The sequence below is a fragment of the Pseudomonas sp. TSO6 genome (assembly GCF_056098905.1).
On the sequence record NZ_JBLZWV010000033.1, the window covers coordinates 247,445 to 271,204 of the forward strand.

The following is a 23,760-nucleotide window of genomic DNA, read 5'->3' on the forward strand; positions in this document are numbered from 1 at the left end:
AGTCAGATCAGTGTGGGTTCTGGATGACACAAGGACAGGCCCAGGGTTGCGCGACGGCGCAACCAGGGGCCGGCGCGATAGCGCGGGTCGCCGGTCAATTGCGTCATGCGCTCAAGGATGGTGAGCAAGCGTTGGGCGCCAATGCTGTCACCCCAGGCCAACGGCCCCTGCGGGTAACCCAGCCCGCGTCGCACGCCTTCATCCAGGTCTTCAACGCTGGCGATGCCCTGCTGAACGATATCGCCCGCCAGGTTGACGATCATTGCCAGCACCCGCTGGGCGACGAAGCCGACGCTGTCATTGATCACACTGACACCTACGCCATCACGCGCCAGCAGCGCATGTGCCGCATTGCGCATATCCACACGAGTAGCAGGCGTCAGCATCAGCGTGCGATACCGCGCCTGATCGAGCAGCGGATCGATGCACACCGTTCGCGCCGGATCGACGCCGAAGCGCTGCGCAGCGCAACTGGCATCAATACCGTAGGGCGCCAGCAGGCACAGTGCCGCATCTGAGGGCTCGGCGCCCTCCCCTATCTGTGCGCCCAGTTGCCTGAGGAGTGCGCTGAGCCTGTTGCGGTCAGTTTCGTTCTCCGTCCCCAGCCACACCGCAGGCATTGCCTCTACTGCGGGGACAGCTTGCGCCTGGGGCGCATCGATCATCTGGCCGTTTGCATAACGGTAGAATCCACGGCCGACCTTGCGCCCGACATAACCGGCGTCGAGCATTTGCCGGGTCAGCGCGGCGGGACGGTAACGGGGCTCTTGGTAGAACTGGTTATAGATCGACTCGATTACTGGGTGGGACACGTCAAGCGCCGTCAGATCGAACAACTCCAGTGGCCCCATGCGAAAGCCGAGACCCTCACGCAGAATTCGGTCGATTTCCGCCGGCGGCGCAACGCCTTCCTTGAGAATTTGCAAGGCTTCGGTGCTGTATGCACGCCCCGCATGATTGATGATGAAGCCTGGGGTGTCTTTGGCGCGGATGCCCCGATGGCCCATGCGCGCGGCCAGTGCCTGCAGACGGTCCCCGACGCTCGGATCACTGGCCAAACCATCGATGACCTCGACCACTTTCATCAGCGGCACCGGGTTGAAGAAGTGGAAGCCCGCGACCCGCTCGGGATGCCTGCATTCCCGTGCGATGCTGGTCACCGACAGCGATGACGTATTGGTTGCCAGAATGCAGTCATCCCTTACAACGGCCTCCAGCTGTGCCAGCAGCGCTTGCTTGGCATCGAGCCGCTCAATGATCGCTTCGATTACCAGGTCGACGTCACTGAGCTCGGGCAAGGCTGTTGCTACTCTCAAACGCTCAAGCGTCGCCTGGGCATCGTTGGTAGTCAGCTTGCCTTTCGTTACCAGCCTGTCCATCGTTTGGCTCAAGGTGTCGCGAGCAGCCTGGGCCGCGCCTTCGCGGTTGTCGAACAGTACAACCTCGATGCCGGCCTGGGCGGCAATCTGGGCGATGCCAGTGCCCATGATCCCCGCCCCCACCACTGCCATTCGCCTGATCTCGTGTGTCATGCGTCACTCTCCCGAAAAGCTGGCTTTGCGTTTTTCAAGAAAGGCGCAGGCGCCCTCTTTCTGATCCCTGGAGTCGAACAGTAATTGAAATGCCTTGCGCTCCAAGGCCAAAGCACTGTCTAGGGGTAAATCCGCACCTAGCAGCATCACCTCCTTGATCTGGGCGACAGCCAAGGGCGGCAGCTCGGCGATTTGCGCGGCGAGTTCAAGTGCACGGGGCAGCGTGCGATCGTCGCTCACGACTTCGCTGACCATGCCCATGGCGAGCGCCTCGGGCGCTGGCACCAGGCAACCGGTCAGCGCGATGCGCATTGCCTGGAATTTTCCGACAGCACGGATCAAACGTTGAGTACCACCAGCGCCCGGCATCAGCCCTAGCTTGACCTCTGGTTGACCGAAGCGTGCTGATTGACCCGCGACGATGATGTCGCAGTGCATCGCCAGTTCACAGCCACCACCCAGGGCAAACCCGTTGACGGCCGCAATGACTGGCTTGGGGCAGCGAGCGATGGCGTCCCAAAGGTATTCGGTGTGGCGAAGGTACATCTGCACGGGGCTGGCCTGGGCGAACTCGCGGATATCGGCGCCAGCCACAAAGCACTGCTCATCGCCAGTCAGGACAATGGAGCGAACGCGGTTATCGGCGGCCAATGCCCGAAAAATCTCTGCCAACTGCTCACGCACCGCACCATTGAGCGCGTTCTTGACTTCGGGCCGATCGATACGGACGACTGCAACGGCATTTTCCTGAATGTTCAGGCGTACAACAGCTTCTGGTGGGGAGTTCATAGCGACCTCTTGTTTTAGTTTCGCTAGGCGGAACTGGATACCGTATTTGCTATCAATCATAGGGACGAGCGCAAAAGGCTGTAAACAGGAAATGCGCTTAAAGTTATAAAAGCCTTTACTTACAGATAGTTACCAGTCAGCTAGGAAGCACTTGGTATTTGAAGGCGCACACTCTATAATTTCGTCAGGCGAAACCGGATTTTATTTTCTTGCATTCTTCTGAAATGAGGTTCTACCATGGCTCGCAACAAGGCAGGTCAGCCGACCACAGAAAGCACAACGGGAGCAGACGAAATCGGGTTACTCAGGATGGGCATGGTCGACCCCGCAAGCTCCATGGGCGAAGACGACAGCAGCGGTCAGTTCGTGACGGCACTGGCGCGTGGTCTGGAGTTGATGCGCTGTTTCACACCGCGCGACAACGTGCTGGGCAATCAGGACCTGGCGCGCATGACCGGCCTGCCCAAACCGACTGTGACGCGGCTCACCAATACGCTGATGCGTCTGGGCTGCCTCAAGCGAGAAGTGCATTCAGGCAAGTATCAACTGGATGTCGGTGTACTGGGCTTTGGCTACGCCATGCTGTCGAACCTGTCGATTCGTGCGGTGGCTCATCCATTGATGGAGGCATTGGCCAACCATGCCCAGGCAGCAGTCGCCATGGCTTCCCGCGATCGCCTGCAGATGGTCTATCTGGACGTGGTGCAGGGCCAAGGCAACACGACGATGCGCCGCCAGATCGGCAGCTACTTGCCACTGGCACAGAGTTCGGTAGGCCGTGCCTGCCTGGCGGCAATGCCGGAAACCGAACGGGAGTTTCTGCTCGATCACATACGCCAGCGCGAGTCGGACCAGTGGCCGTCGATTCGCAAAGGCCTGGACCGGGCATTCAGGGATTACACCGACTATGGCTTCTGCCTCTCGATCGGTGAATGGCATCGCGACGTCAACTCGGTAGCGGTGCCGTTGCTACACCCGCAGTACGGGTTGCTGACCTTCAACTGCGGTGGGCCGAGCTTTCAGCTGCCCCGTGAACGACTGATGGACGATATCGGGCCTCGCCTGATCAACATGGTTAACAACATTGGTGCCGCTGCTCGCTGACACAACGGAGTAACGGCGCCCTGATAAAGACCCGCTCGCCTGCGAGCGTTAGGAGCGCACATGATCCGTGATAACGAAACCCTGGACATCCTCTTGGATTCGCTTCGTCAGTTCGTCAACGAAGTCCTCATCCCCCGTGAAAATGAGGTTGCTGACACCGACACGATTCCACAGGACATCGTCGAGCAGATGCAAGCCATGGGGTTGTTCGGCCTGACACTGCCGGAAGAATTTGGCGGATTGGGTGTCACGATGGAAGAAGAGGTCAACATCGCCTTCGAGCTGGGGCGCACATCCCCAGCCTTTCGCTCCTACATTGGTACCAACAACGGGATCGGCTCGATCGGCATCCTGCTTGACGGTACTGCAGAACAGAAACAGCGTTACCTGCCCCCACTGGCCAGTGGTGAACTGCTCAGTTCCTTCTGCCTGACCGAGCCCGACGCGGGTTCGGATGCCGCATCACTCAAGACCACCGCTGTCCGTGATGGCGACAGCTATGTGCTCAACGGCACCAAGCGGTTCATCACCAATGCCCCTCACGCCGGAATCTACACCGTGATGGCGCGGACCAGCTCCGATATCAAAGGTGCAGGTGGGATCAGCGCATTCATCGTCGAGCGCGGTACGCCGGGTGTTTCCTTGGGTAAGCCTGATCACAAAATGGGTCATAAAGGCGCCCACACCTGCGACGTGATCTTCGAAAACGCACGAGTACCCGCGAGCCAACTGATCGGGGGAGTCGAGGGCGTGGGCTTCAAGACCGCCATGAAAGTGCTCGACAAAGGACGTCTGCATATCGCTGCGTTGAGCATCGGTGCGGCTGAAAGGATGCTCGATGATGCCTTGCGCTATGCGTTGGAGCGTAAACAGTTCGGTAAACCTATCGCCGAATTTCAGTTGATCCAGGCGATGCTTGCCGACAGCAAGGCAGAAATTTATGCCAGCCGCTGCATGGTGGTCGATGCGGCTCGTAAACGCGACAATGGCCAGAACGTCAGTACCGAAGCCTCCTGCGCCAAAATGTTCTCGACAGAAATGTGCGGCCGCGTTGCAGACCGCTGCGTACAGATACATGGCGGTGCCGGCTATGTCAGTGAATACGCGATCGAACGTTTCTACCGGGATGTCAGGCTGTTCCGTATCTATGAAGGCACCACTCAGATCCAGCAGATCGTGATTGCTCGGAACATGATCCGTGACGCTCAAGGCTGACGTCGCGCCTGTTTAGCTTCAGCGCTGAACCCACCATAAATACAATAAGGTTGACGCTATGGACGCTGTTTCTCAGGCAGGCGCTGTTGCGCGTGCCAAGTCTGGTACCTGGATCCTGGTTTTCATTTTTTGTTTTCTGGGATTATTGATCGACGGCGCTGACTTGATGCTGCTGTCGTACAGCCTAAACAGCCTGAAGGCCGAGTTTGGCCTTACAAACGTGGAAGCCGGCAGCCTGGGAAGCTTTACCCTGGCCGGAATGGCAATCGGCGGAATTTACGGCGGCTGGGCTTGTGACCGTTTCGGCCGGGTCAAAACGGTGGTTTGGAGCATCCTGTTGTTCTCCGTCGGTACCGCTGCCTTGGGCTTGACCCAGAGTTACTGGCAATTCGCGGTCGTCCGGTTCCTGGCCTCGCTGGGGATCGGCGCTCTGTACGTTGCTTGCAACACGTTGATGTCCGAATACGTCCCCACCCGTTACCGCACCACCGTATTGGGTACACTGCAGGCCGGATGGTCAGTGGGCTACATTGTCGCGACATTGCTGGCTGGCTGGATTCTACCCAGCCATGGCTGGCGGATGCTGTTCTATATCGCGATCGTTCCGGTAGGGCTGGCGGTGCTGATGCAGTACTTTGTACCCGAGCCGCAAGCCTGGATCAAAGCACAGGCCGAGCGCGCGCGGCAAAGAATTGCAGGGCATCAGAGCGGGCCGGTGCAAAAGCCAGGCAGCATGTATAAACAGATCTTCGCTGACCCGCAGGCTTGCCGCATGTTCATCTGTTGGACGCTTACCGCCGGTTTTCTGCAGTTCGGCTATTACGGCGTGAATAACTGGATGCCGTCTTACCTGGAAAGCGAGCTGGGCCTGAATCTCAAATCAATGGCCGGTTACATGGTGGGTACATACACAGCCATGATCCTGGGCAAGGTGCTCGCCGGCATGGCGGCCGATCGTATAGGGCGCAGAACGGTGTTTACCTTCGGCGCACTGGGTACCGCAGTGTTTCTGCCAGTGATCGTATTGTTTCAGAGTCAGGACAATATCCTCTGGATGCTGGTGGTCTTTGGCTTCTTGTATGGCATCCCCTATGGCGTGAATGCTACGTACATGACTGAAAGCTTCGAGGCGAAGGTGCGTGGGTCTGCAGTGGGCGGTGCCTATAATGTGGGCCGCCTGGGCGCTGCGATCGCGCCCGCTGCAATTGGTTTCCTGGCGTCGCAAGGTTCGATAGGTGTGGGCTTCCTGGTGATGGGGGCTGCCTACTTCATTTGTGGCGTCATTCCGGCACTGTTCATCAAGGACAAACAATTCGACCCTCAGAGGCAATAGAGGATCAAGCGTTCGCGCAGGCTGCCCCGGTTGTGGGCAGCAACGCACGGATTGCTCAGTGGGCCGCCAGTTGCTGCTGCGCATGGTAAGAATCATGCCGTCGAGTCTTGCCCTTTACGCAAGGGCTTAACCATTTTCGTAAGACCCTCAGATGTCAGCGATAAAAATGCTCGATTCAAGTGCATCTGGCATGCGTGCCATAGCCGTGTGCATCAGTTTTCAGCGTAAATCGTTGCTCATTGCAGGTTGCCCACTGCCTTCCAAACGCATCTCGACGCTCAGCCAACAACGCGCTACCGGTCTATTCAGCTCATCTAGACCCCCTCATTGCCCAAATAACATGAAGCGCCCAAATAGTTAATGTTCGCGCACTGAAATCTTAGGGAGGCTGCACACAGGTTCATTGAGACAGGAGGAGTCTCAGGCATGTGCACTTGTCTACACGAGCGACGCCCGTTACTTGCGCTTATGATGGTCGGCCTTGGTCTTGCACAGGGTGCCAACGCAGAGGGTTTCCCGGCGCTGGGAAGAGTTGCATCGGGATTCGGGTACTACAACGTCGACAAAGGTTACGACGATAAACTCAAACTGTACGGGACCGTGGACGCTTTTGCCTCATACCATGATTCGCAGCACCATGAAGGCCTGCGTGTCGAGGGTGGTGGCGCGTGGACCAACAAACTGGGCCTCTACATGCGCAAAGCACTTGCTGAAGACACGGTGCTGGAACTCGATGTCGAAGAGGGTTTCAACCTCAATGGGGAGGCCTTGGAGCAACACTGGAAGCAAATCGGCACGCTTCGCCTTGCGGTAGCAGCGCTGCGTTCGAAGCGGTATGGCAAGCTAGAGTTCGGTAAAACCTACAACATGAGCACCCCCAGCTACGCCGACCCTTTCCTGGCCGTGTACGGTTCGCCATACACATTCCTGACCCTGCCGCCGTCAGGCAAAGGCGCCTACTACCTGGATATGCGTCCCAAGCACACCCTGGCGTATACCACGCCCACGGTGGCCGGTTTCAGCGTGGGTACGGCAGTAACCTTTGGCTTCGATGACACTGCAAGTGCTGGCAAAACCGTACGCGGTAAAGGCGTGAAGGTTCAGTACGCCAACGCCCGCATGATGCTGCTGGGTTCGTTCAACGACTACCTCAGTGATCCCTGGAATGACAATGGTCACGAGCGCCAGACACACAACTACTTCAAAAGCGCTTCTGCGTTCTACGACTTCGGCCCGTTCTCTTCCAGCCTGACGTGGCAACGACAAGATGTGGATCAACATGACACCCCGAGCATGACGGCCTGGACGCTGGGCTTCATGGCACCGGTTGGCAAAACCGATGTCGCGCGCCTGATGGTGGTGCAGCGTGACGTGGAGACCGGGGGCAAGAATGCCACGGGCGTGATGATTGGCTACGATCATTTTCTCAAACCCAATTGGGCGATTTATGGCCGTGTAGCCATGATTGCCAACAAGATGAAATCGTCATCGAGTTACGCCGGAATTCCAGTGGAGGAATCCGGTGATGATCCCCGCAACCTGGCTGTGGGCATGTATTACCACTTCTGAACAAGCATGCTGTAGGGCTCGATACCGGCGTCCGGCTATGGCGTTGCAATTTTTGTTCTATGAAAAACATGCCCAGTTCAATACCGCCTTCCACTTTCCATACACGATGAAGGCTCAAAACAACAAGATAGGTCCCCAAGCCATGACTGAAATATCGCGTTGCGTTACCCCTGACAGGTCGACCCCTTTGATCGCGCTCAAGTCAGTTATCGCCGCTGCCCTGATCAGCCTTACCCTGCTCAGCAGCGTAAAGGCCAGTGAGGCACTTGCGCCAAAGGCGAAAGTTGTAGTGAACAGCACAACATCCTGGGAAGGTGTCAAATATGCACCCTACCCATCCGGCCAGCCTCAATTGTCCTTACTCAAAATTACAATACCGCCTCACACGGCGCTGCCGTGGCATCACCACCCTGTTGCCAACATTGCCTACGTGATATCAGGTCAACTGACCATTGAAGATAGACTTAGCAAAAAGTCGCTTGTTGTCAAAGCTGGCGAGGCCTTTCCGGAGTCGGTTGGCGCAAGTCACCGCGGCGTAACCGGTGATGAGGAGGCCGTTGTCATAGTGGCTTACGCAGGGGTTGAAGGTACGCCACTGTCAGTGCCAGACAAAAACGAAAAGCCAGAATTCGAACACATTGAGTGACCGCTGTGCTCAGGCGGTAAGCGGTGGTTTCCTCGATGGACATGGGAGGTATGCAGTGGTTGTCGCCTCACCCCTTCCATGCCTGTTTAGATTTTCAGTGGGATAATCCCACCGCTTCAACTAACTCGATGATGGCCACCATCGTTCGGCGAATAAGCGCATCATTCCGGCGATCCGGGTGAATGGCCATCCATATATTGAGTGAGAGCAGTGTCTCATGGGCGTCCAAGCGCACCAGGCGCTCATCTCTATCCGCTAAAAAACATGGCAGTCCCGCCACACCGATGCCCGAACAGGCGGCTTCGTACTGGTTGCTCAGGTCAGATACCTCACAGCTTACCCGCCGCTCGCCAATCACGTGGTACAACCAACGCTTATGATCGAAATCCTTCTGGCGCTCTGTATACCCCACAAACTCCCAGCGTTCGGGCTCTGACGGATATGGGTACGTGCGTGCTGCATACAGTGCGAAATCAACACGACCCACTTTCTTGATGATGTCCGTGTCTGTTGAGCCGGTAGCGAGTCGAACAGCCAGGTCGGCCTCCATACGAGCCAATGAAGCAAAATGGGATTCGCTCAAAATGGACAACTTGGCCTGCTCAAGTTTTTGTGACAGCGACAGCAGATGCGGGGCCAGAAAGTGGCGAGCGAGTATAGGTGGAGCAGAGATGGATACGGTCGTACGTTCTTGCTCCCCCAAGCCAGCCGTGATGCGCTTCACGCTATAGGCATACTTTTCTATCTCCATGGCTTGCTTGAGTACTTGCTGTCCCGCAGCCGTCAATTGTGCTTCCCGTGGCAGGCGGTTGACCAAGCGCACCCCCAGACTGGCTTCCAGGGCTATCAAACGTCGGCTCACCGTTGCCTGGTCTACCTGAAGGGCGCGTGCTGCGCCCGACAGTGTGCCGGACTGACCTATGGCCAAAAAAAAGCGCAAATCTTCCCAGTTCATCATCTATGCAAACCTGCATGGCAAGTACGCAGATTCTAGTATTTACGCATGGCATGGCAAGCTTTAATCTCGATCCATCTCCATCCCCCTTCTGGTTTGCCATGTACAAAGCAACAAAACTCTCCGCCATCCAGATGGCTGCATGCCTGGGCTTCTTCGTCGTGCAACTGGATGTGAGCGTGGTCAATGTGGGTTTGGGCGCCTTGAAGGCAGCATTTGACACCAACCTCACTTGTTTGCAGTGGGTAATCAACAGCTATGCACTGACCTTCTCGGCCTTGCTGATTTTTGGCGGCAGTTGCGGCGACAAGCTGGGCGCCAAACCGGTGTTCGTCGGCGGGTTCATCGTTTTCACCTTGAGCTCCCTGGGTTGCGGTCTCGCTGGCAGCATGGTTCAGCTGATCAGCTTTCGTTGCGTACAGGGGTTAGGTGCGGCATTGATGATTCCCACTTCACTCACCCTTCTACGACTCAACTTTACCAACCCCGAACAGCGCAAAGCGGCAGTGGCATTATGGGGAGCCAGCGGAGGTATTGCCCTAGCGGCCGGGCCGGTGCTGGGCGGACTGATGATCGAGCATCTGGGCTGGCGCAGCGTGTTCTTGATCAACATCCCATTGGGCCTGTTGGCCATCGCATTGACGTTGCGCTACACGCCGGCTTCACCCAAGGTAGAAAAACGCATAGACGTGTATGGTCAAGTGACCATCGCGCTGGCATTGGCGCTGCTGACCTACGGCCTGACCGAGGCAAGTGAACGAGGCTGGTCGCTGATACCACTGTCGGTGCTCGCCCTTTCTTGCCTGGTGCTGTTGGCATTTGTGCTGATCGAACAGCGAGTGGCTGCCCCCATGATTCCCGTTCGCCTTGCACGCAACACCGTGCTTATAGCGATGATGCTCACGGGGTCGGTGATCAACTTCACGTTTTACGGGGTCGTCTTCGTCCTGAGCATTTATTTCCAGACGATAGTGGGCTATGACGCTGTCCGAACAGGCCTTGCGTTCATCCCTCTCACGGCTGTCATGACCCTCTCCTCGCTGGCTTCGGCCCGGCTTGGGCGCCACTTCAGCGCGTTGCGGATCATGACCCTAGGGACCTGCTTGCAGGTATGCGGCTTCCTGATACTGTCGCGGATCAGCCCTGACAGCGCTAGCTGGATGCTGGATTCAGCGCTGATTATCGTCGGGATTGGCAGCGCAGCTACTGTACCCTCGATGAACAACACCCTGCTTGCGGCGGTAACCCAGCAAGACGCCGGGATCGCCTCTGGCCTGATGTCATCTGCAAGACAAGTGGGAGGGGTATTGGGTGTGGCCATCTTCGGCCTTTTGATTGCTCATGCCGAGCGTCCCGCCTTCACGCAAGGTATGTCGACATCAATGCTCTTGTGCGTGGCTGCGCTGGCACTGTGCCTGGTGACAAATCTATGGCTAGTGCGCAAGGTGCGCAGCTCGGTGCTAGCACACTGAGATGTTGCAACATTGCCCCCGATAACGCTTCTGCAACGGCTCATTCAAGTTTGCCGCTCTCCCCCATTTCAAGCAGCGTATCGATCAGGCAACGCACCTTGGGCCGCAGGTGCGCGGTTTTTGGCCACAATGCGTAGACCGTCACCGGAGCGGGTTCGAAGGCTTCCAGCACACTCACCAGCCTACCCGCCTGTAGGTGCTCCTGCACAACGCACAACGGCATCTGGCATAAACCCAGGCCCGCGAGGGCAACGTCGATCATTGCCGCACCATCGCCAATCTGGTGTGTAGCAGGTGGCACGATACGCGCAGCCTGACCATCCCTCATTACCCGCCAGCCCAAGGGCTGCCCCCGACGGTATGTAACGATACAGGCGTGCTGGTCAATTTCTTCCAGTGAGTGCGGTGTGCCCCGCGCCTGCAAATAAGCGGGGGCTGCGCAGATAATCAGGCGTTGACGCGTCAATGGACGGGCGATCAAGCCTTGTTGGTCGCCTGGGTCGCCAAAGCGGATAACCAGATCCACCCCTTCTTCCACAGGGTCGATGAGATGGTCATTGAACGTCAGTGTGAATGTAAGCCCCGGATAGCGCTGCCCAATCTCCAAGGTGATCGGCAAGATCATTTTGCGCCCCAGCGCTACCGGCATGTCCACACGCAGTTGCCCAGAAGGTTCATGTGCCTTGGAAGTCAGGCAATTTTCAACATCACGGATTTCGTCCAGCGCGCCGCTGCAGGCAGCCAGATAAGCCTCCCCATCAGCCGTTAACGACAACCTCCTGGTGGTGCGGTGAAACAGCATCACACCCAGCCGTTGCTCCAGGCGGGCAATCGCCTTGCCTACCGCTGATTTGGAAATATCCAAGCGGTCTGCCGCCTCTGTGAAACTCGCGCATTTGGCAGTGGTGACGAATGTATGAATGCCGGCAAAACTATCACTGGAAGACATAGGTAACGCTCATTGAGGACATTTTGGCTACAGTGTAAGGATTTAAAGCGTATTTATCGATCATTAGATCTACCTTAGCATTGCGCGTCTTTCAGCCATCGCCTCTATTTGCCGTGCTCATGAACCTCCCATTCAAGAAAGTCCCCCTCGCCCTGGCCTTCGTTCTAACCGCCGCTGCGGGAACCGGTTACCAGTTGCTCAGCAAGGGCAACGACACCCTGGCGCAAGCCAGCGAACAAGCGCCGGACGCCGTGCATGCAGAGGTCGACATCGCCACGCCCATTGCCGAACAACTCAACGAATACCAGACTTACTCGGGGAAACTCGAAGCCGTGGAAACCGTCGATGTCCGCCCATTGGTGCCCGGTGCTATTACTGCCGTGCACTTCAAAGATGGCGCTCAAGTCAATCGGGGCGACCTGCTGTTCACCATTGATACGCGCCTGTACCAAGCCGCTGTCGATCAAGCCTTGGCAGAAGTCGCCGGCGCCAGCGCCCGTTACGCCTACGCTCACGCTGATGCCGAGCGTGCCAAGCGCCTGCTTGGCCAGAATGCGATTGCGCAACGCGATGCGGACGCCGCCTTGCGCTTGCAACAGACCAGTGCAGCCGAAGTCGAAGCCGCGAAAGCAAGGCTGCAAACCGCGCGTGTCAACCTGGACTATTGCTCAGTCAAAGCACCGGTCAGTGGCAAAGTGTCTCGCGCAGAACTCACGGTAGGTAACGTAGTCGCTAACGGAGCATCTGCACCGGTATTGACTCGCATCGTATCGATCTCGCCCATCTACGCTAGCTTCGAAGTGGATGAACAAACCTATCTGCGTTTTCTGGCCCAGCCCCATGATCAAGCCATCAAGGTAGAAATGGGCCTGGCCAACGAACCGGGTTTTTCCCGCCGAGGCGTGGTGGACTCCGTCGACAACCAGCTCAATAGCAGCTCAGGCACCATTCGAGTGAGAGCGCGCTTTGATAATCCACGTAGCCAGTTGGTGCCGGGCATGTACGCACATGTCAAAGTCAGCGCAGGCCAACGTCGACAAGCCCTGCTGATCAACGAAGACGCGGTGGGCACCGACCAGGATCGCAAATTTGTCATGGTCGTAGATCAGCAGGATCAAGTGCACTACCGCGAAGTGCGCCTGGGCGGGCTTTATGACGGCTTACGGATTGTCGAAAGCGGTCTCTCTGGGCAGGACCATATCATTGTCAATGGCCTGCAACGTGTGCAGGCGGATGACACCGTCAAGCCGCGTCAAGTCGCAATGTCCAGCACCGCCAAAGCAGTCTCGGCTCAGCGCTGAAGCACCTCAACCGCACACCAACCCAAAGCGATGCGCCGCAAAGTGCGCGTTGCCGGGTTCCTATTGCCTAAGAAAACCTTGCGATGAAATTCTCTCGATTCTTCATTGATCGTCCCATCTTTGCCGCTGTCCTGTCAGTGGTGATCTTGCTGCTGGGTGTGATCTCGCTCTTCAAATTACCCATTGCCGAGTACCCTGAGGTGGTGCCTCCGCAGGTGCTGGTACACGCCGAGTTCCCCGGCGCCAACCCCAAGGTCATTGCTGAAACGGTGGCTGCGCCTATTGAGGAAAAAATCAATGGCGTGGAAAAGATGCTGTATATGCAGTCCCAGGCCAACAGTGATGGGCAGATGACTACCACGGTCACCTTTGAGTTGGGGATGGACCCCAACCTTGCCCAGCAGTTAGTACAGAATCGCGTCTCCCAGGCAATACCAAGACTACCGGAAGCCGTGCAGAAACTGGGGGTCACTACGATCAAGGCATCTAGCACGATGACCTTGGCCGTGACCCTCTTCTCACCCAACGATCAGTACGACGTCGACTACTTGCACAATTATGGCCTCATTCATATCCGTGACCGCCTGGCCCGGATCAAGGGTGTAGGCGACGTTCAGCTCAAAGGCGGCGGGGATTACTCCATGCGCGTTTGGCTGGACCCGCGAAAGCTGGCCGAGCGCAATCTGTCTGCAAGCGACGTAGTGAGTGCGATCCAAGCGCAGAACGCTCAAGTATCGGCAGGCATGGTGGGTGCCACGCCCAGTGCGCCAGGCGTGACGTTGCAGCTTGATCTCAACGTCAAGGGCCGCTTGCAGACGCCCCAGGAGTTTGAAGCCATTGTTTTGAAAACCAATGCCGATGGTGGGGTGACCTATCTTCGCGATGTGGCGCGGGTAACACTTGGCGCTTCGGATTACACCCAGAGCACGCACCTCAATACCAAGGTTTCGATGACGATCTGGGTATTCCAGCAGCCCGGTGCCAATGCGCTACAGATTGCCGACGATGTGCGCCGTGAAATGGCGGAAGTCGGCAAGGAAATGCCCAAAGGTGTCAGCTATGGCTTCAACTACGACCCTACACGGTTCGTCGCCGCCAGCATCGAAGCCGTTGTGCATACCTTGCTGGAAGCCATTGCGTTGGTCGTACTGGTCGTCATTCTGTTCCTTCAGAACTGGCGAGCGTCGTTGATACCTCTGCTGGCAGTACCGGTTGCCATCGTAGGCACGTTCTCCCTGATGCTGGCTTTTGGCTTCTCGATCAATGCGCTCTCACTCTTCGGAATGGTCTTGGCAATTGGCATTGTCGTGGACGATGCCATCGTCGTCGTGGAAAACGTCGAGCGCAACCTGGAGCATGGACTGAGCCCCAGAGAAGCCACCTACAAAGCCATGGATGAGGTCAGTGGCCCGATTATCGCGATTGGCCTGACCCTGGTTGCGGTATTCGTGCCGCTGGCATTCATGTCTGGCTTGACCGGGCAGTTCTATCAGCAGTTCGCGATGACCATTGCGATTTCGACCGTCATTTCGGCATTCAACTCTCTTACGCTGTCTCCGGCATTGTCCGCTTTGCTGCTTAGAAGCCCGCATGCACCCAAGGACCGTTTGACGCGGATCATGGACCGGGCCTTGGGCACGTTCTTCAACGCATTCAACCGGCTCTTCAAGCGTGGCTCCAATGCTTACGGCGCTGGCGTACGCAGCACGCTCAAGCACAAGGGCGTAATGATGGGTTGCTACGTTTTGTTGTTGACGCTGGCCGTGCTCATGGGAGACGTCGTACCGGGTGGTTTTGTACCCGCACAGGACAAGCAGTACCTGATCGCAGTGGCGCAACTGCCTAGTGGCGCTACGCTTGAGCGCTCGGATGCAGTCTCTCAGGAGATGGGGCGTATTGCCCTGACGGAGCCGGGAGTAGGCTTCACCGTTGCCCATGCTGGGCTATCGATCAACGGCTTTACCTCATCGTCCAGTTCGGTGGTGATGTTCCTGCCGCTGACCGCCTTCGAAGACCGCTACGGTCATGGCGTGCATTTAAGCGACAGCGCAATTGCCAAGTCACTGAATGAGAAGTTTGCCCATATCAAGGAAGCCAAGATATCGGTCTTCACCCCCCCGCCGGTATTAGGCCTGGGCACCCTCGGCGGCTTCAAGTTGCAACTCGAAGATCGCGGGGCGCTGGGCTACCAGGCGTTGCATGACGCGACGGAAGCGTTCATCGCAGAAGCAGCGAAGGCACCTGAGCTGGGCCCCCTGTTCAGCAGTTATGACATCAACATCCCGCAGCTGGACCTTGAGGTGGATCGCGTCAAGGCGCAGCAGTTGGGCGTGCCGGTCAACGAAGTGTTCGACACTCTGCAAATCTACCTGGGCTCGCTTTACGTGAATGACATCAACCTGTTTGGCCGCGTCTACCAGGTACGCGTGCAAGCAGACGCGCGTTTCCGAGCATTCGCCCACGATATCGGTCAGTTGAAAGCCCGCAGCACTACTGGCGAAATGGTTCCGCTCGACGCTTTGCTTCGAGTCAAGCAAACCTATGGGCCTGAAATGGTCGTGCGCTACAACGGCTTCACTGCCGCAGACCTCAATGGTGGACCGGCACCGGGGTATTCCAACAACCAGGCTCAAGCGGCGATCGAACGCATCGCCAAGCAAACCTTACCAGCAGGCATCAAGTTCGAATGGACAGATCTCGCTTACCAGCAGCAGTTGGCCGGTAACTCCGCCCTGTTGGTATTCCCGATCTGCGTGCTGTTGGTTTTTCTGGTGCTTGCCGCTCAATACGAGAGCCTGGCCTTGCCGATGGCGGTGATCATGATCGTACCGATGAGCATCTTGTCTGCGCTGTTAGGCGTCTGGCTGACGCAAGGCGACAACAACATTTTCACCCAGATAGGTCTGGTCGTGCTGGTTGGGCTGTCAGCCAAAAACGCCATCCTTATCGTCGAGTTCGCCCGCGAGCTCGAAATGCAGGGCCACAGCGTGGTGGATGCTGCGGTGCAAGCGAGCAGATTACGTCTACGGCCGATTCTGATGACATCGATGGCATTCATCATGGGCGTCGTGCCGATGGTGGTTGCTACCGGTCCAGGTTCAGAAATGCGCCATGCCATCGGCGTCAGCGTGTTCTTCGGCATGCTCGGCGTAACCGTGTTCGCCCTGTTGCTCACACCGCTGTTCTACGTCTTGCTGCGCAAACTGTCGGGCAATAAATCGCTGGTGACCGAGCATCACCGTCCCGCTCATATCGAGGTTTGATACACCATGAATCTTGCCGTTTCCATTCGGTGGCCTCAGCTGTCCATGGGTGCCCTTGCAGTTGCCATGGTGAGCGCCTGTCATTCGCTGGCGCCCGAATACGTGGTGCCTGCCACGCCCACACAGGCACATTACAAAGAGTCGAACGTCGACGATCAAGCTGGGTGGAAAACCGCACAGCCCGCAGACCAGTACCCACGGGGTCAATGGTGGAAGGTTTTTGCGGATTCTACCTTGGATGACCTGCAAGCCCGAGCGATGGCGGCCAACCAGGGTTTGAAGCAGGCATTCGCCAGGCTTCAGGAAGCCCGGGCCTATCATCAAGGTACCGAAGCGCGGCGTTTGCCAAGCGTGAGTACAGGCATCGGACCGTCACGTGAGCTCACCTCGCAGTCCTCGAATGACGTTGCCCAGTCGGCTAACACCTACTGGCGCGCACAGTTGAACATTGCCTACGAGGCAGACTTGTTTGGCCGCGTCAGTGACGCGATCAAAGCTTCCACCGCCGATGAACAGCAAAGTGCGGCGCTCTATCATTCTGTTTTGCTAGCCCTGCAGGCCGATGTAGCAGCGAACTACTATCAGCTTCGAACCCTGGATGCCCAGATAAGCATCTACCGCGATACCTTGAAGCTACGGGAAGACGCCTTGGCGTTTGCAACCAAGCGCAAGGACTCAGGGCAGGTCAGCGAAATGGACTGGATGCGTGCGCAAACCGAGCTCGCCTCCACGCGGGCCGGCGAATTGGCGCTGGTCAGAGCCCGCGCCGCACGAGAACACAACCTCGCGGTGCTCCTGGGGCAGGCGCCATCAGCCTTTGACTTCCCATTCATGCCCGTGCAGCCCTTAACGGTGGAAATACCCGTCGGCGTGCCATCAGCACTGCTGGAGCGGCGCCCAGACGTCGCGGCGGCAGAACGTGCCATGGCTGCTGCCAATGCACGGATCGGCGTCGCCAAGGCTGCGTATTTTCCTTCATTGACGCTGACTGGTACGGCAGGATACGAAAGCAACACCTTGGGAGAGTTGTTCCAAGGGTCCAGCAAAGCATTTCTGTTGGGGCCGTTGACCGGGACCGTGCTGAACCTGCCGCTGTTCGATGGAGGCAAGCGTGACGCAGACCTTGCCAACGCGCGGGCCGCTTACGACGAGCAAGCAGCCACTTATCAGCAAACCGTCCTCGACGCCTTGCGGGAGGTAGAGGATAACCTCGCCAACATCAGGTTGCTGCATCAACAAGTCCAAGCTCAGACCCAGGCAATCGAAGCGGCTCAAGGCACAAGCCGTATAGCCCAGGCTCAATATCAGGAAGGTGCAAGCGACTATTTGAATGTGATTGACGCAGATCGAACGACGTTGCAAACCAAGCAAGCATTGGCGGCACTGCAGGGCGAGCAGACCATCGCCACCGTCAGGCTAATCACCGCGCTAGGCGGCGGTTGGGCTACCTCTGCGGCTATTGAGCCTTGACCATTGCGGGTGCTTGCCTGCCCCAGTCAGACAAGCACCCGCTACACGCTGCCAAATTTTGATATTGCAAAATCCAGGAAGCTACGCAGCTTCGGGGGCATATGCTTGTCGGGAGCATACAGCGCGTGCAACGGCCGCGTAGGGGCACGGTAATCCGGTAGCAACTCGACCAGGCGCCCTGATTCGAGGTAGTCACTCACCAGTTCGACAGGCTGCAGCATCACGCCAAGCCCAGCCAAAGCGGCACATAGCAGCGGCTCTCCATGATCAGACACGAATCGGCTTTGCACGGGCACCTCTACCCTGCCCTCATCTCCTTCCAGAACCCAATGAGTACGCAGCTCTGTATGGGAAAAACCAAGACACTCATGATGGCGAAGATCATCGGGAGTGGACGGAGCGCCGTGTGCTTGCAGATAGTCGGGTGAGGCGCACATGACCAACTGGTAAGGCGCCAATACTCTCGCAATCAGCCCAGAATCGGCCAACCGACCGACACGAAAAATCACGTCGTAGCCCTCGTCGATAAGGTCGACTGCACGGTTTGAAAGGTTGAGTTCAATATTGACTTGAGGATAAGCCTTCATGAACTCGGGCAAGACCGGTGCCAGCGCATGCATGCCAAAACTCACCGGCGCATTGATCTTGAGTCGCCCGTTTGGCGAAGCAAGCGCGACCGCCGCCAGGTTTTCCGCCTCTTCCACATCATGAAGAATCAACTTGGCACGGGCATAGAACGACTGGCCAAAATCCGTCAGGCTGTGGGTCCTGGTGGTTCTGGTGAGCAACCGCACGCCGAGCCGCTCCTCCAGGGCGTTGACATGTTTACCCACCAATTGCGCAGACATGTGCAGCACCTTCCCCGCGGCGCTGAACGACCCTGTTTCAACTGCCTTTACGAAGGCCTGCATACTCGTGAAACGGTCCATACTGAAGACCTTACTGATAGTAACGAATGCGTTGGCGTGGTGACGCCGGTGATTATAGAGCCCCGCCCGCCGCTGCATAAGCAGCAGTGCACCCTTCTCACCGCGTAAAGCGGTGATGTTGACCAGAGTAGAAGCTGACTACGAGGATAAAATGAAACCGCCCCAAGGACTGGGGCGGCGTTGTGAGGGCATCTGAAGCTGTAACTCAAGCCTCGCGATAGGTCCCATTCTGCTTGGCCACATGGGTCGAGATGGCATCCATCAGTTCGGGGGATAAGCAGTCATAGGGCTCCAGGCCTATGCCTCGCAGTTGCTGGCGAATGCCTGCCATCTGCTGGGGAGGCGTCCCCGTCTCGATGACCGAGGAAACGAACGCCGCAAATGCCGGGGCCGACCAACCTGGTTCTTCAGAGAGCTCCGTATGCACAAAGTCCAGGCCATAAAAAGGGTGGCCCTTGTTCTCGATTCGACCGTACATGTGAACACCGCACTCGGTGCAGGCATGACGGCGAATGGTCGCAGCCTCATCGACAATTTTCAGCTTCTGACCATTGCTCAGAACGGTTACCGCATCACGTGGCGCGACCGCTATGACGGCAAACTTTGCGCCCGCCGGCTTCCAGCATTTGCTACAGCCACAGGCATGGTTATGCAGCGTGGGTGAGTCGACCCGCACCTCGACGGCGTCAGTAGCGCAGTGACACCGCAACACCCCGCCAGTGAAGCCTTGCAGGGCGGGCTGTATACCGTTATCCAGTGATGGATGAAGTTTTACATTGCTCACAGCATGACCCTCTTGTCCGTATATTCAGGGCAATCGAGCCCTATCAGTATTTGATGACGGTCCGGATGGATTTGCCTTCGTGCATCAGGTCAAACGCTTCATTGATGCGGTCCAGTGGCATCGTGTGGGTGACGAAGGGTGCCAGCTCAATTTCTCCGTTCATCGCATCTTCGACCATCTTGGGCAATTGGCTGCGGCCCTTGACGCCACCGAATGCCGAGCCCTTCCAGGTTCGCCCGGTTACCAGCTGGAACGGACGCGTCGAGATTTCCTGGCCGGCACCGGCGACGCCAATCACAATCGACTGGCCCCAACCGCGGTGAGCGCATTCAAGGGCAGATCTCATGACGTTGACATTGCCGATACATTCGAAGGAATGATCAACACCCCACCCCGTCATATCGATGATGACCTGCTGAATGGGTTGCTCATGGTCTTTCGGATTGACGCAATCGGTGGCACCAAAGGAGCGCGCAAGGTCGAATTTGGAGGGGTTGGTATCGATGGCAATGATGCGACCGGCTTTCGCCTGACGAGCGCCCTGGATAACGGCCAGGCCGATTCCGCCAAGGCCAAATACTGCAACCGTGTCCCCAGGCTGAACCTTCGCGGTGTTATGCACCGCACCAATGCCAGTGGTTACGCCGCATCCCAACAGGCAGACATGCTCGTGATTGGCTTCAGGGTTGATCTTGGCTACTGAGACTTCGGCCACCACCGTGTATTCACTGAAGGTTGAGCATCCCATGTAGTGGTACAGCGGCTGCCCCCGATAGGAAAAACGCGTGGTGCCATCGGGCATCACCCCCTTGCCTTGGGTGGCGCGCACTGCGACACACAGATTGGTCTTACCCGATTTGCAGAACAGGCACTCGCCGCACTCGGCCGTGTACAAAGGGATGACATGGTCGCCTGGCTTCAGGCTTGTAACCCCTTCACCCACTTCTACAACGACGCCTGCACCTTCGTGCCCGAGCACGACTGGAAAAAGACCTTCAGGGTCATCACCGGACAGCGTGAAGGCATCGGTGTGACATACGCCGGTATCGGTGATCCTGATGAGCACCTCGCCTGCACGAGGTGGCGCAACATCGATTTCGACGATCTCAAGCGGTTTACCGGGTGCGAATGCTACTGCAGCGCGAGATTTCATAATATCTCCCTATTGGGTTTGAGGTATTGGGCCAGACATCAGCGGGAGCCTGGTTACTAGGGGGGAGTATATACAGGTACCCCCAGGGAGTATATTTCCGAGTACCAGCGATAAAGGGTTCGAAGCCGTGGCACTCACGCGCCTTTCATTCAGACGCTTTCCCGTCGATCTCAGCTAAATCATTGGATTTCACGAAAAATGCTGCAATTTCATGCACAACCCGTTAAGCATAGATGAGGCCGAAAGCACCAGAATGCAGGAAACGTTTTTACAGTCGAACCGTTTTGTTTCGAGTCCCCCAAGGCGGCATTCTTGTCGCGTTGCCTTAACGCCGCATGCTCGAGCAGCGTTATACTCCTCCCCACTATCCGCCTGACGTGATGTTCATTTTTTGAGGAGCGCATATGCCCCATTCACCTACCGAAAAAAAACGCGTGCTCGCCAGAGTGCGAAGGGTCCGTGGACAACTGGATGCGCTGGAAACAGCGTTGACCGAGGGTGCCGATTGTGGACCCGTCCTACAGCAGATCGCGGCGATCCGTGGTGCGGTTAACGGTTTGATGGCCGGGGTGCTGGAAAGCCATCTACGTGAACAATTCATCAGTGGTAGCGAAGATGGCAGCGCAGCGCACGATGGGGCGATCGAAGAGGTTGTGACGCTGGTACGCACCTACCTCAAATAACGCTTCAAGGCGCTTGAGGTCCCTCTGCAGACCGGAATTTTCTTCAACACAGTGGAATGTTTTTTCAATACGTACGGAGCGTGTGCGCACCATCATCAAGCCTCATTACAACAATAACGAGGTGACAAGCCGTGGTGAATGCCGAGCAATCCCTATTGGCAACTGATGGACCTGCCGCCGCGCTGTTTCAGCCGGGGCGTATTGGACGGATGCACTTGCGAAACCGCGTCGTTCAAGCGCCAATTTTCACCCAGTTCGCGAGCACATTTGGCGAAGTGGACGACAAACTGATCGAATACCACCGCGCCCGGGCTCGTGGTGGCGTCGGGTTGATAATCACCGAGAACACGTCCATCGACTGGGACGTCGGGCGTACGGTAGGGCATCCGATTCGCATCGATCATGATCGGTTCATCGGCGGGTTAAGCAACCTGGTCGATGCTGTCCATGGTGAAGGCGCAAAGATTGCCGTCCAGCTCCACCATACAGGCCGGCAAAACTCTCAGGGCAACACCGAACATAATGAACCGCCCATCGCGCCGACTGCGGGCATAACCAGTGCCTTTGGCTCACCTCCGCGGGCCATCGAAGCGCATGAAATACCTGGCCTCATCGACAAGTATGTGCAGGGAGCCCGGCGCGCGGTGGCGGCAGGCTTCGATGCCATCGAATTTCATGGCGCACATGGTTACCTGCTGGGCCAATTTCTTTCACCCTTCACCAACAAACGGACCGATCAATGGGGGGGTTCCCTGGAGAATCGTGCGCGTTTCGCCTTGGAGGTCGTGCGCGCAGTGCGAGCACAGGTGGGGCCTGACTTTCCCCTGCTCTATCGCCTGAGTGTCACCGAACCCTACGAGGGCGGTTTGTCCCTGGAGGATGGGCTTGCCTTCTGCAAGATGCTCGAGCCGTATGTCGACGCCTTGGATGTCAGTGCCGGCAACTACGACACCGCAATGGTTCTGCTCCCGATGGGTGCACCCGGTTCATTGGTCAACTACGCCAAGGCCGTGAAGCAACGCGTGTCGTTGCCGGTAATCGGAGTTGGCCGTCTCACTTGGCTGCTGGAAGACATGGCAGCGGCCATCGACAACAATGAGCTCGATTTCGTCGCGCTCGGCCGTGCTGGCCTTGCAGACCCTGATACGGTCATCAAGACCAGGCGTGGTGAACCCGAAAGCGTGCGCCGCTGCATCGCCGTCAACGAGTGCATCTCACGCTGGATGTTCAACGGCAAGGGCACGCAGTGTGTGATCAACCCCACGCTCGGCGAGGAGCGTCGTGCTCAACTGGCCCGACGACCGGCAGCCGTCACGCAGCGCGTACTCGTGGTCGGCGCTGGCCCAGCTGGCTGCGAGGCTGCAATATTGGCCGCACAACGCGGGCATCAGGTGGTCTTGCTCGAACGCCGCAACCGAGTGGGCGGGCAACTCCATGCATGGGCCGCGGCAAGCCCCTTCAGGCAAGAAATCCTGAACATGATCACCTTCTATGAAACCGAGCTGGGCAAGGCCGGTGTCGAAGTTCGCCTCAATGCTGTTGCCGATGAGGTCGTGCCCGCTGAATGGGACCATGTATTACTGGCCACTGGCACTGCACCTGCAACGGGGCCGATAGACGTGGTCGACATGCTCGCTGATAACGCTGTGCCAGCCGCCCTTGAGCTGATCGTTTACGGTGAGACTGAGACGGCAATGTATGCAGCTATCTGGCTCGCCGAGAATCAGAAGAAGGTCACGCTGGTTTCACCCTCCGATAAAGTCGGGGTGGATTCCAACGACATGCAGCGAGATCACCTGGAGTCGGTGCTCAAGCAACTCGGTGTTTCGATCGCGCTCAATGGCAAGCCACCTGAAGCAGGTACTGTGGTAATGGCAACTGCGCGTCAACCGTCAACGGCCCATGCTGCGTTGGAACGTTACTTGAACGTTCAGCCCATTGGTACACGTTTACGGGGGGGCCGTATGTATGAGGCGACACAATCAGGCTTCTGGGCCGCAGCCAAACTGGGAGAACTGCAATGACAGTACGTGCAATCGAGCATGTGGGAATCACGGTACCCGACATGGAGCAGGCCACACGCTTTTTCTGCGAGGCATTCGGTGCCCAGGTGATCTACGACATGCTGGACCAGCCTCTGGGCGGCCCGGAGGTCGAAGCAGGGCTCGGCGTGCCCGCTGGCTCTGTGATACAGGCGATACGCATGCTGCGCCTTGGCAACGGCCCTAATCTTGAATTGTTCACTTACGCAGGTGTTGAACAAGCACCGCCGGTGCGGCCAAGTGACTTCGGCATCCAGCACTTCTGTATTTACGTGGATGATATCGATGCAGCAGCTGATCGGCTGCTGCAGGCAGGCGGTAAATTACTCAGCCAGCCTGGCAACCTTCCAGGTGGAGACGCAGGTGAAGGTAATCGCTATGTGTATACCCGCACCCCCTGGGGCAGCACGATCGAACTAGTCACTTACCCGTCCCACCAGCGCTACGAAGACCGCACTGGTCTTCGTCGCTGGCGCCCCTCTCCCACGCTGCCAGGCGATAACGACGTTCAGACGTCATAAGCCAACCCCTGCGCTCGAATCCCTCAGCCGAGCTGGCGATGACTTCGAGC

At 57.4% G+C, this 23,760-nt stretch carries 19 protein-coding genes; 12 read left to right on the forward strand and 7 right to left on the reverse strand.

From position 1 onward, the window contains the following. Positions 1-2 precede the first annotated feature (2 nt). Together ACN6NG_RS14095 and ACN6NG_RS14100 are read right to left on the reverse strand one after the other, a co-directional pair. Positions 3-1,532, reverse strand: a complete 1,530-nt coding sequence (locus tag ACN6NG_RS14095; protein ID WP_474314554.1) for a 3-hydroxyacyl-CoA dehydrogenase — start codon at positions 1,530-1,532, stop codon at positions 3-5. A 3-nt stretch (positions 1,533-1,535) separates the two neighbouring features. After that, a complete protein-coding gene (locus tag ACN6NG_RS14100) occupies positions 1,536-2,321 on the reverse strand; it encodes an enoyl-CoA hydratase (RefSeq protein ID WP_180688073.1) in 786 nt (261 codons plus the stop codon). A gap of 237 nt (positions 2,322-2,558) precedes the next feature. Between ACN6NG_RS14100 and ACN6NG_RS14105 the strand changes: the two genes are divergently transcribed. From ACN6NG_RS14105 to ACN6NG_RS14125, 5 genes are all read left to right on the forward strand, one after another. Further along, on the forward strand, positions 2,559-3,425 hold the full coding sequence (locus ACN6NG_RS14105; RefSeq protein ID WP_474314557.1) for an IclR family transcriptional regulator: 867 nt from the start codon (positions 2,559-2,561) through the stop codon (positions 3,423-3,425). Positions 3,426-3,485: 60 nt separating this feature from the next. Next, positions 3,486-4,640: an acyl-CoA dehydrogenase family protein gene (locus tag ACN6NG_RS14110; protein ID WP_014861951.1), complete on the forward strand. Its 1,155-nt coding sequence runs from the start codon at positions 3,486-3,488 to the stop codon at positions 4,638-4,640. 58 nt (positions 4,641-4,698) lie between these two features. Then, entirely contained in the window at positions 4,699-5,973 is a 1,275-nt protein-coding gene (locus ACN6NG_RS14115; RefSeq protein ID WP_014861950.1) for an MFS transporter, read from the forward strand. Between the two features lie 468 nt (positions 5,974-6,441). Further along, positions 6,442-7,542 (forward strand): porin, encoded by a 1,101-nt coding sequence (locus ACN6NG_RS14120; protein WP_474314559.1) that lies wholly within the window; start codon positions 6,442-6,444, stop codon positions 7,540-7,542. Between the two features lie 37 nt (positions 7,543-7,579). Beyond that, positions 7,580-8,188, forward strand: a complete 609-nt coding sequence (locus ACN6NG_RS14125) for a cupin domain-containing protein (RefSeq protein ID WP_240459582.1) — start codon at positions 7,580-7,582, stop codon at positions 8,186-8,188. A gap of 94 nt (positions 8,189-8,282) precedes the next feature. On the opposite strand, the gene ACN6NG_RS14130 is transcribed toward ACN6NG_RS14125, so the two are convergent. Further along, a complete protein-coding gene (locus ACN6NG_RS14130) occupies positions 8,283-9,146 on the reverse strand; it encodes a LysR family transcriptional regulator (protein ID WP_257645085.1) in 864 nt (287 codons plus the stop codon). Between the two features lie 14 nt (positions 9,147-9,160). Between ACN6NG_RS14130 and ACN6NG_RS14135 the strand changes: the two genes are divergently transcribed. Continuing rightward, on the forward strand, positions 9,161-10,615 hold the full coding sequence (locus ACN6NG_RS14135; RefSeq protein ID WP_474314561.1) for an MFS transporter: 1,455 nt from the start codon (positions 9,161-9,163) through the stop codon (positions 10,613-10,615). A 40-nt stretch (positions 10,616-10,655) separates the two neighbouring features. On the opposite strand, the gene ACN6NG_RS14140 is transcribed toward ACN6NG_RS14135, so the two are convergent. Then, positions 10,656-11,564 carry a LysR family transcriptional regulator gene (locus ACN6NG_RS14140; protein WP_474314564.1) on the reverse strand — a complete coding sequence of 303 codons (909 nt, stop codon included), beginning with the start codon at positions 11,562-11,564 and terminating at the stop codon, positions 10,656-10,658. 80 nt (positions 11,565-11,644) lie between these two features. On the opposite strand from ACN6NG_RS14140, the gene ACN6NG_RS14145 reads away from it, so the two are divergent. The 3 genes from ACN6NG_RS14145 (at position 11,645) to ACN6NG_RS14155 (ending at position 17,598) form a co-directional block, all read left to right on the forward strand. After that, on the forward strand, positions 11,645-12,865 hold the full coding sequence (locus ACN6NG_RS14145) for an efflux RND transporter periplasmic adaptor subunit (protein WP_474314566.1): 1,221 nt from the start codon (positions 11,645-11,647) through the stop codon (positions 12,863-12,865). 83 nt (positions 12,866-12,948) lie between these two features. Beyond that, entirely contained in the window at positions 12,949-16,128 is a 3,180-nt protein-coding gene (locus tag ACN6NG_RS14150) for an efflux RND transporter permease subunit (protein WP_474314568.1), read from the forward strand. A gap of 6 nt (positions 16,129-16,134) precedes the next feature. Continuing rightward, entirely contained in the window at positions 16,135-17,598 is a 1,464-nt protein-coding gene (locus tag ACN6NG_RS14155) for an efflux transporter outer membrane subunit (RefSeq protein WP_474314570.1), read from the forward strand. 41 nt (positions 17,599-17,639) lie between these two features. On the opposite strand, the gene ACN6NG_RS14160 is transcribed toward ACN6NG_RS14155, so the two are convergent. From ACN6NG_RS14160 to ACN6NG_RS14170, 3 genes are all read right to left on the reverse strand, one after another. Then, positions 17,640-18,527, reverse strand: a complete 888-nt coding sequence (locus tag ACN6NG_RS14160; protein ID WP_404601663.1) for a LysR substrate-binding domain-containing protein — start codon at positions 18,525-18,527, stop codon at positions 17,640-17,642. A 205-nt stretch (positions 18,528-18,732) separates the two neighbouring features. Continuing rightward, positions 18,733-19,311, reverse strand: coding sequence for an S-(hydroxymethyl)glutathione synthase (gene gfa, locus ACN6NG_RS14165; protein ID WP_014861939.1), 579 nt, complete (start codon positions 19,309-19,311; stop codon positions 18,733-18,735). Positions 19,312-19,354: 43 nt separating this feature from the next. Next, positions 19,355-20,464, reverse strand: a complete 1,110-nt coding sequence (locus ACN6NG_RS14170) for an S-(hydroxymethyl)glutathione dehydrogenase/class III alcohol dehydrogenase (protein WP_474314573.1) — start codon at positions 20,462-20,464, stop codon at positions 19,355-19,357. Between the two features lie 404 nt (positions 20,465-20,868). On the opposite strand from ACN6NG_RS14170, the gene frmR reads away from it, so the two are divergent. The 3 genes from frmR (at position 20,869) to ACN6NG_RS14185 (ending at position 23,710) form a co-directional block, all read left to right on the forward strand. Next, the gene (frmR, locus tag ACN6NG_RS14175) at positions 20,869-21,147 is read left to right on the forward strand and encodes a formaldehyde-responsive transcriptional repressor FrmR (RefSeq protein WP_047602753.1); all 279 of its coding nucleotides are present in this window, start codon (positions 20,869-20,871) and stop codon (positions 21,145-21,147) included. Positions 21,148-21,278: 131 nt separating this feature from the next. Continuing rightward, complete coding sequence (locus tag ACN6NG_RS14180; protein ID WP_474314575.1) at positions 21,279-23,171, forward strand: FAD-dependent oxidoreductase; 1,893 nt, start codon at positions 21,279-21,281, stop codon at positions 23,169-23,171. Continuing rightward, the gene (locus ACN6NG_RS14185; protein WP_474314578.1) at positions 23,168-23,710 is read left to right on the forward strand and encodes a VOC family protein; all 543 of its coding nucleotides are present in this window, start codon (positions 23,168-23,170) and stop codon (positions 23,708-23,710) included. Before ACN6NG_RS14180 ends, ACN6NG_RS14185 begins: the two co-directional genes overlap by 4 nt. Positions 23,711-23,760 lie beyond the last annotated feature (50 nt).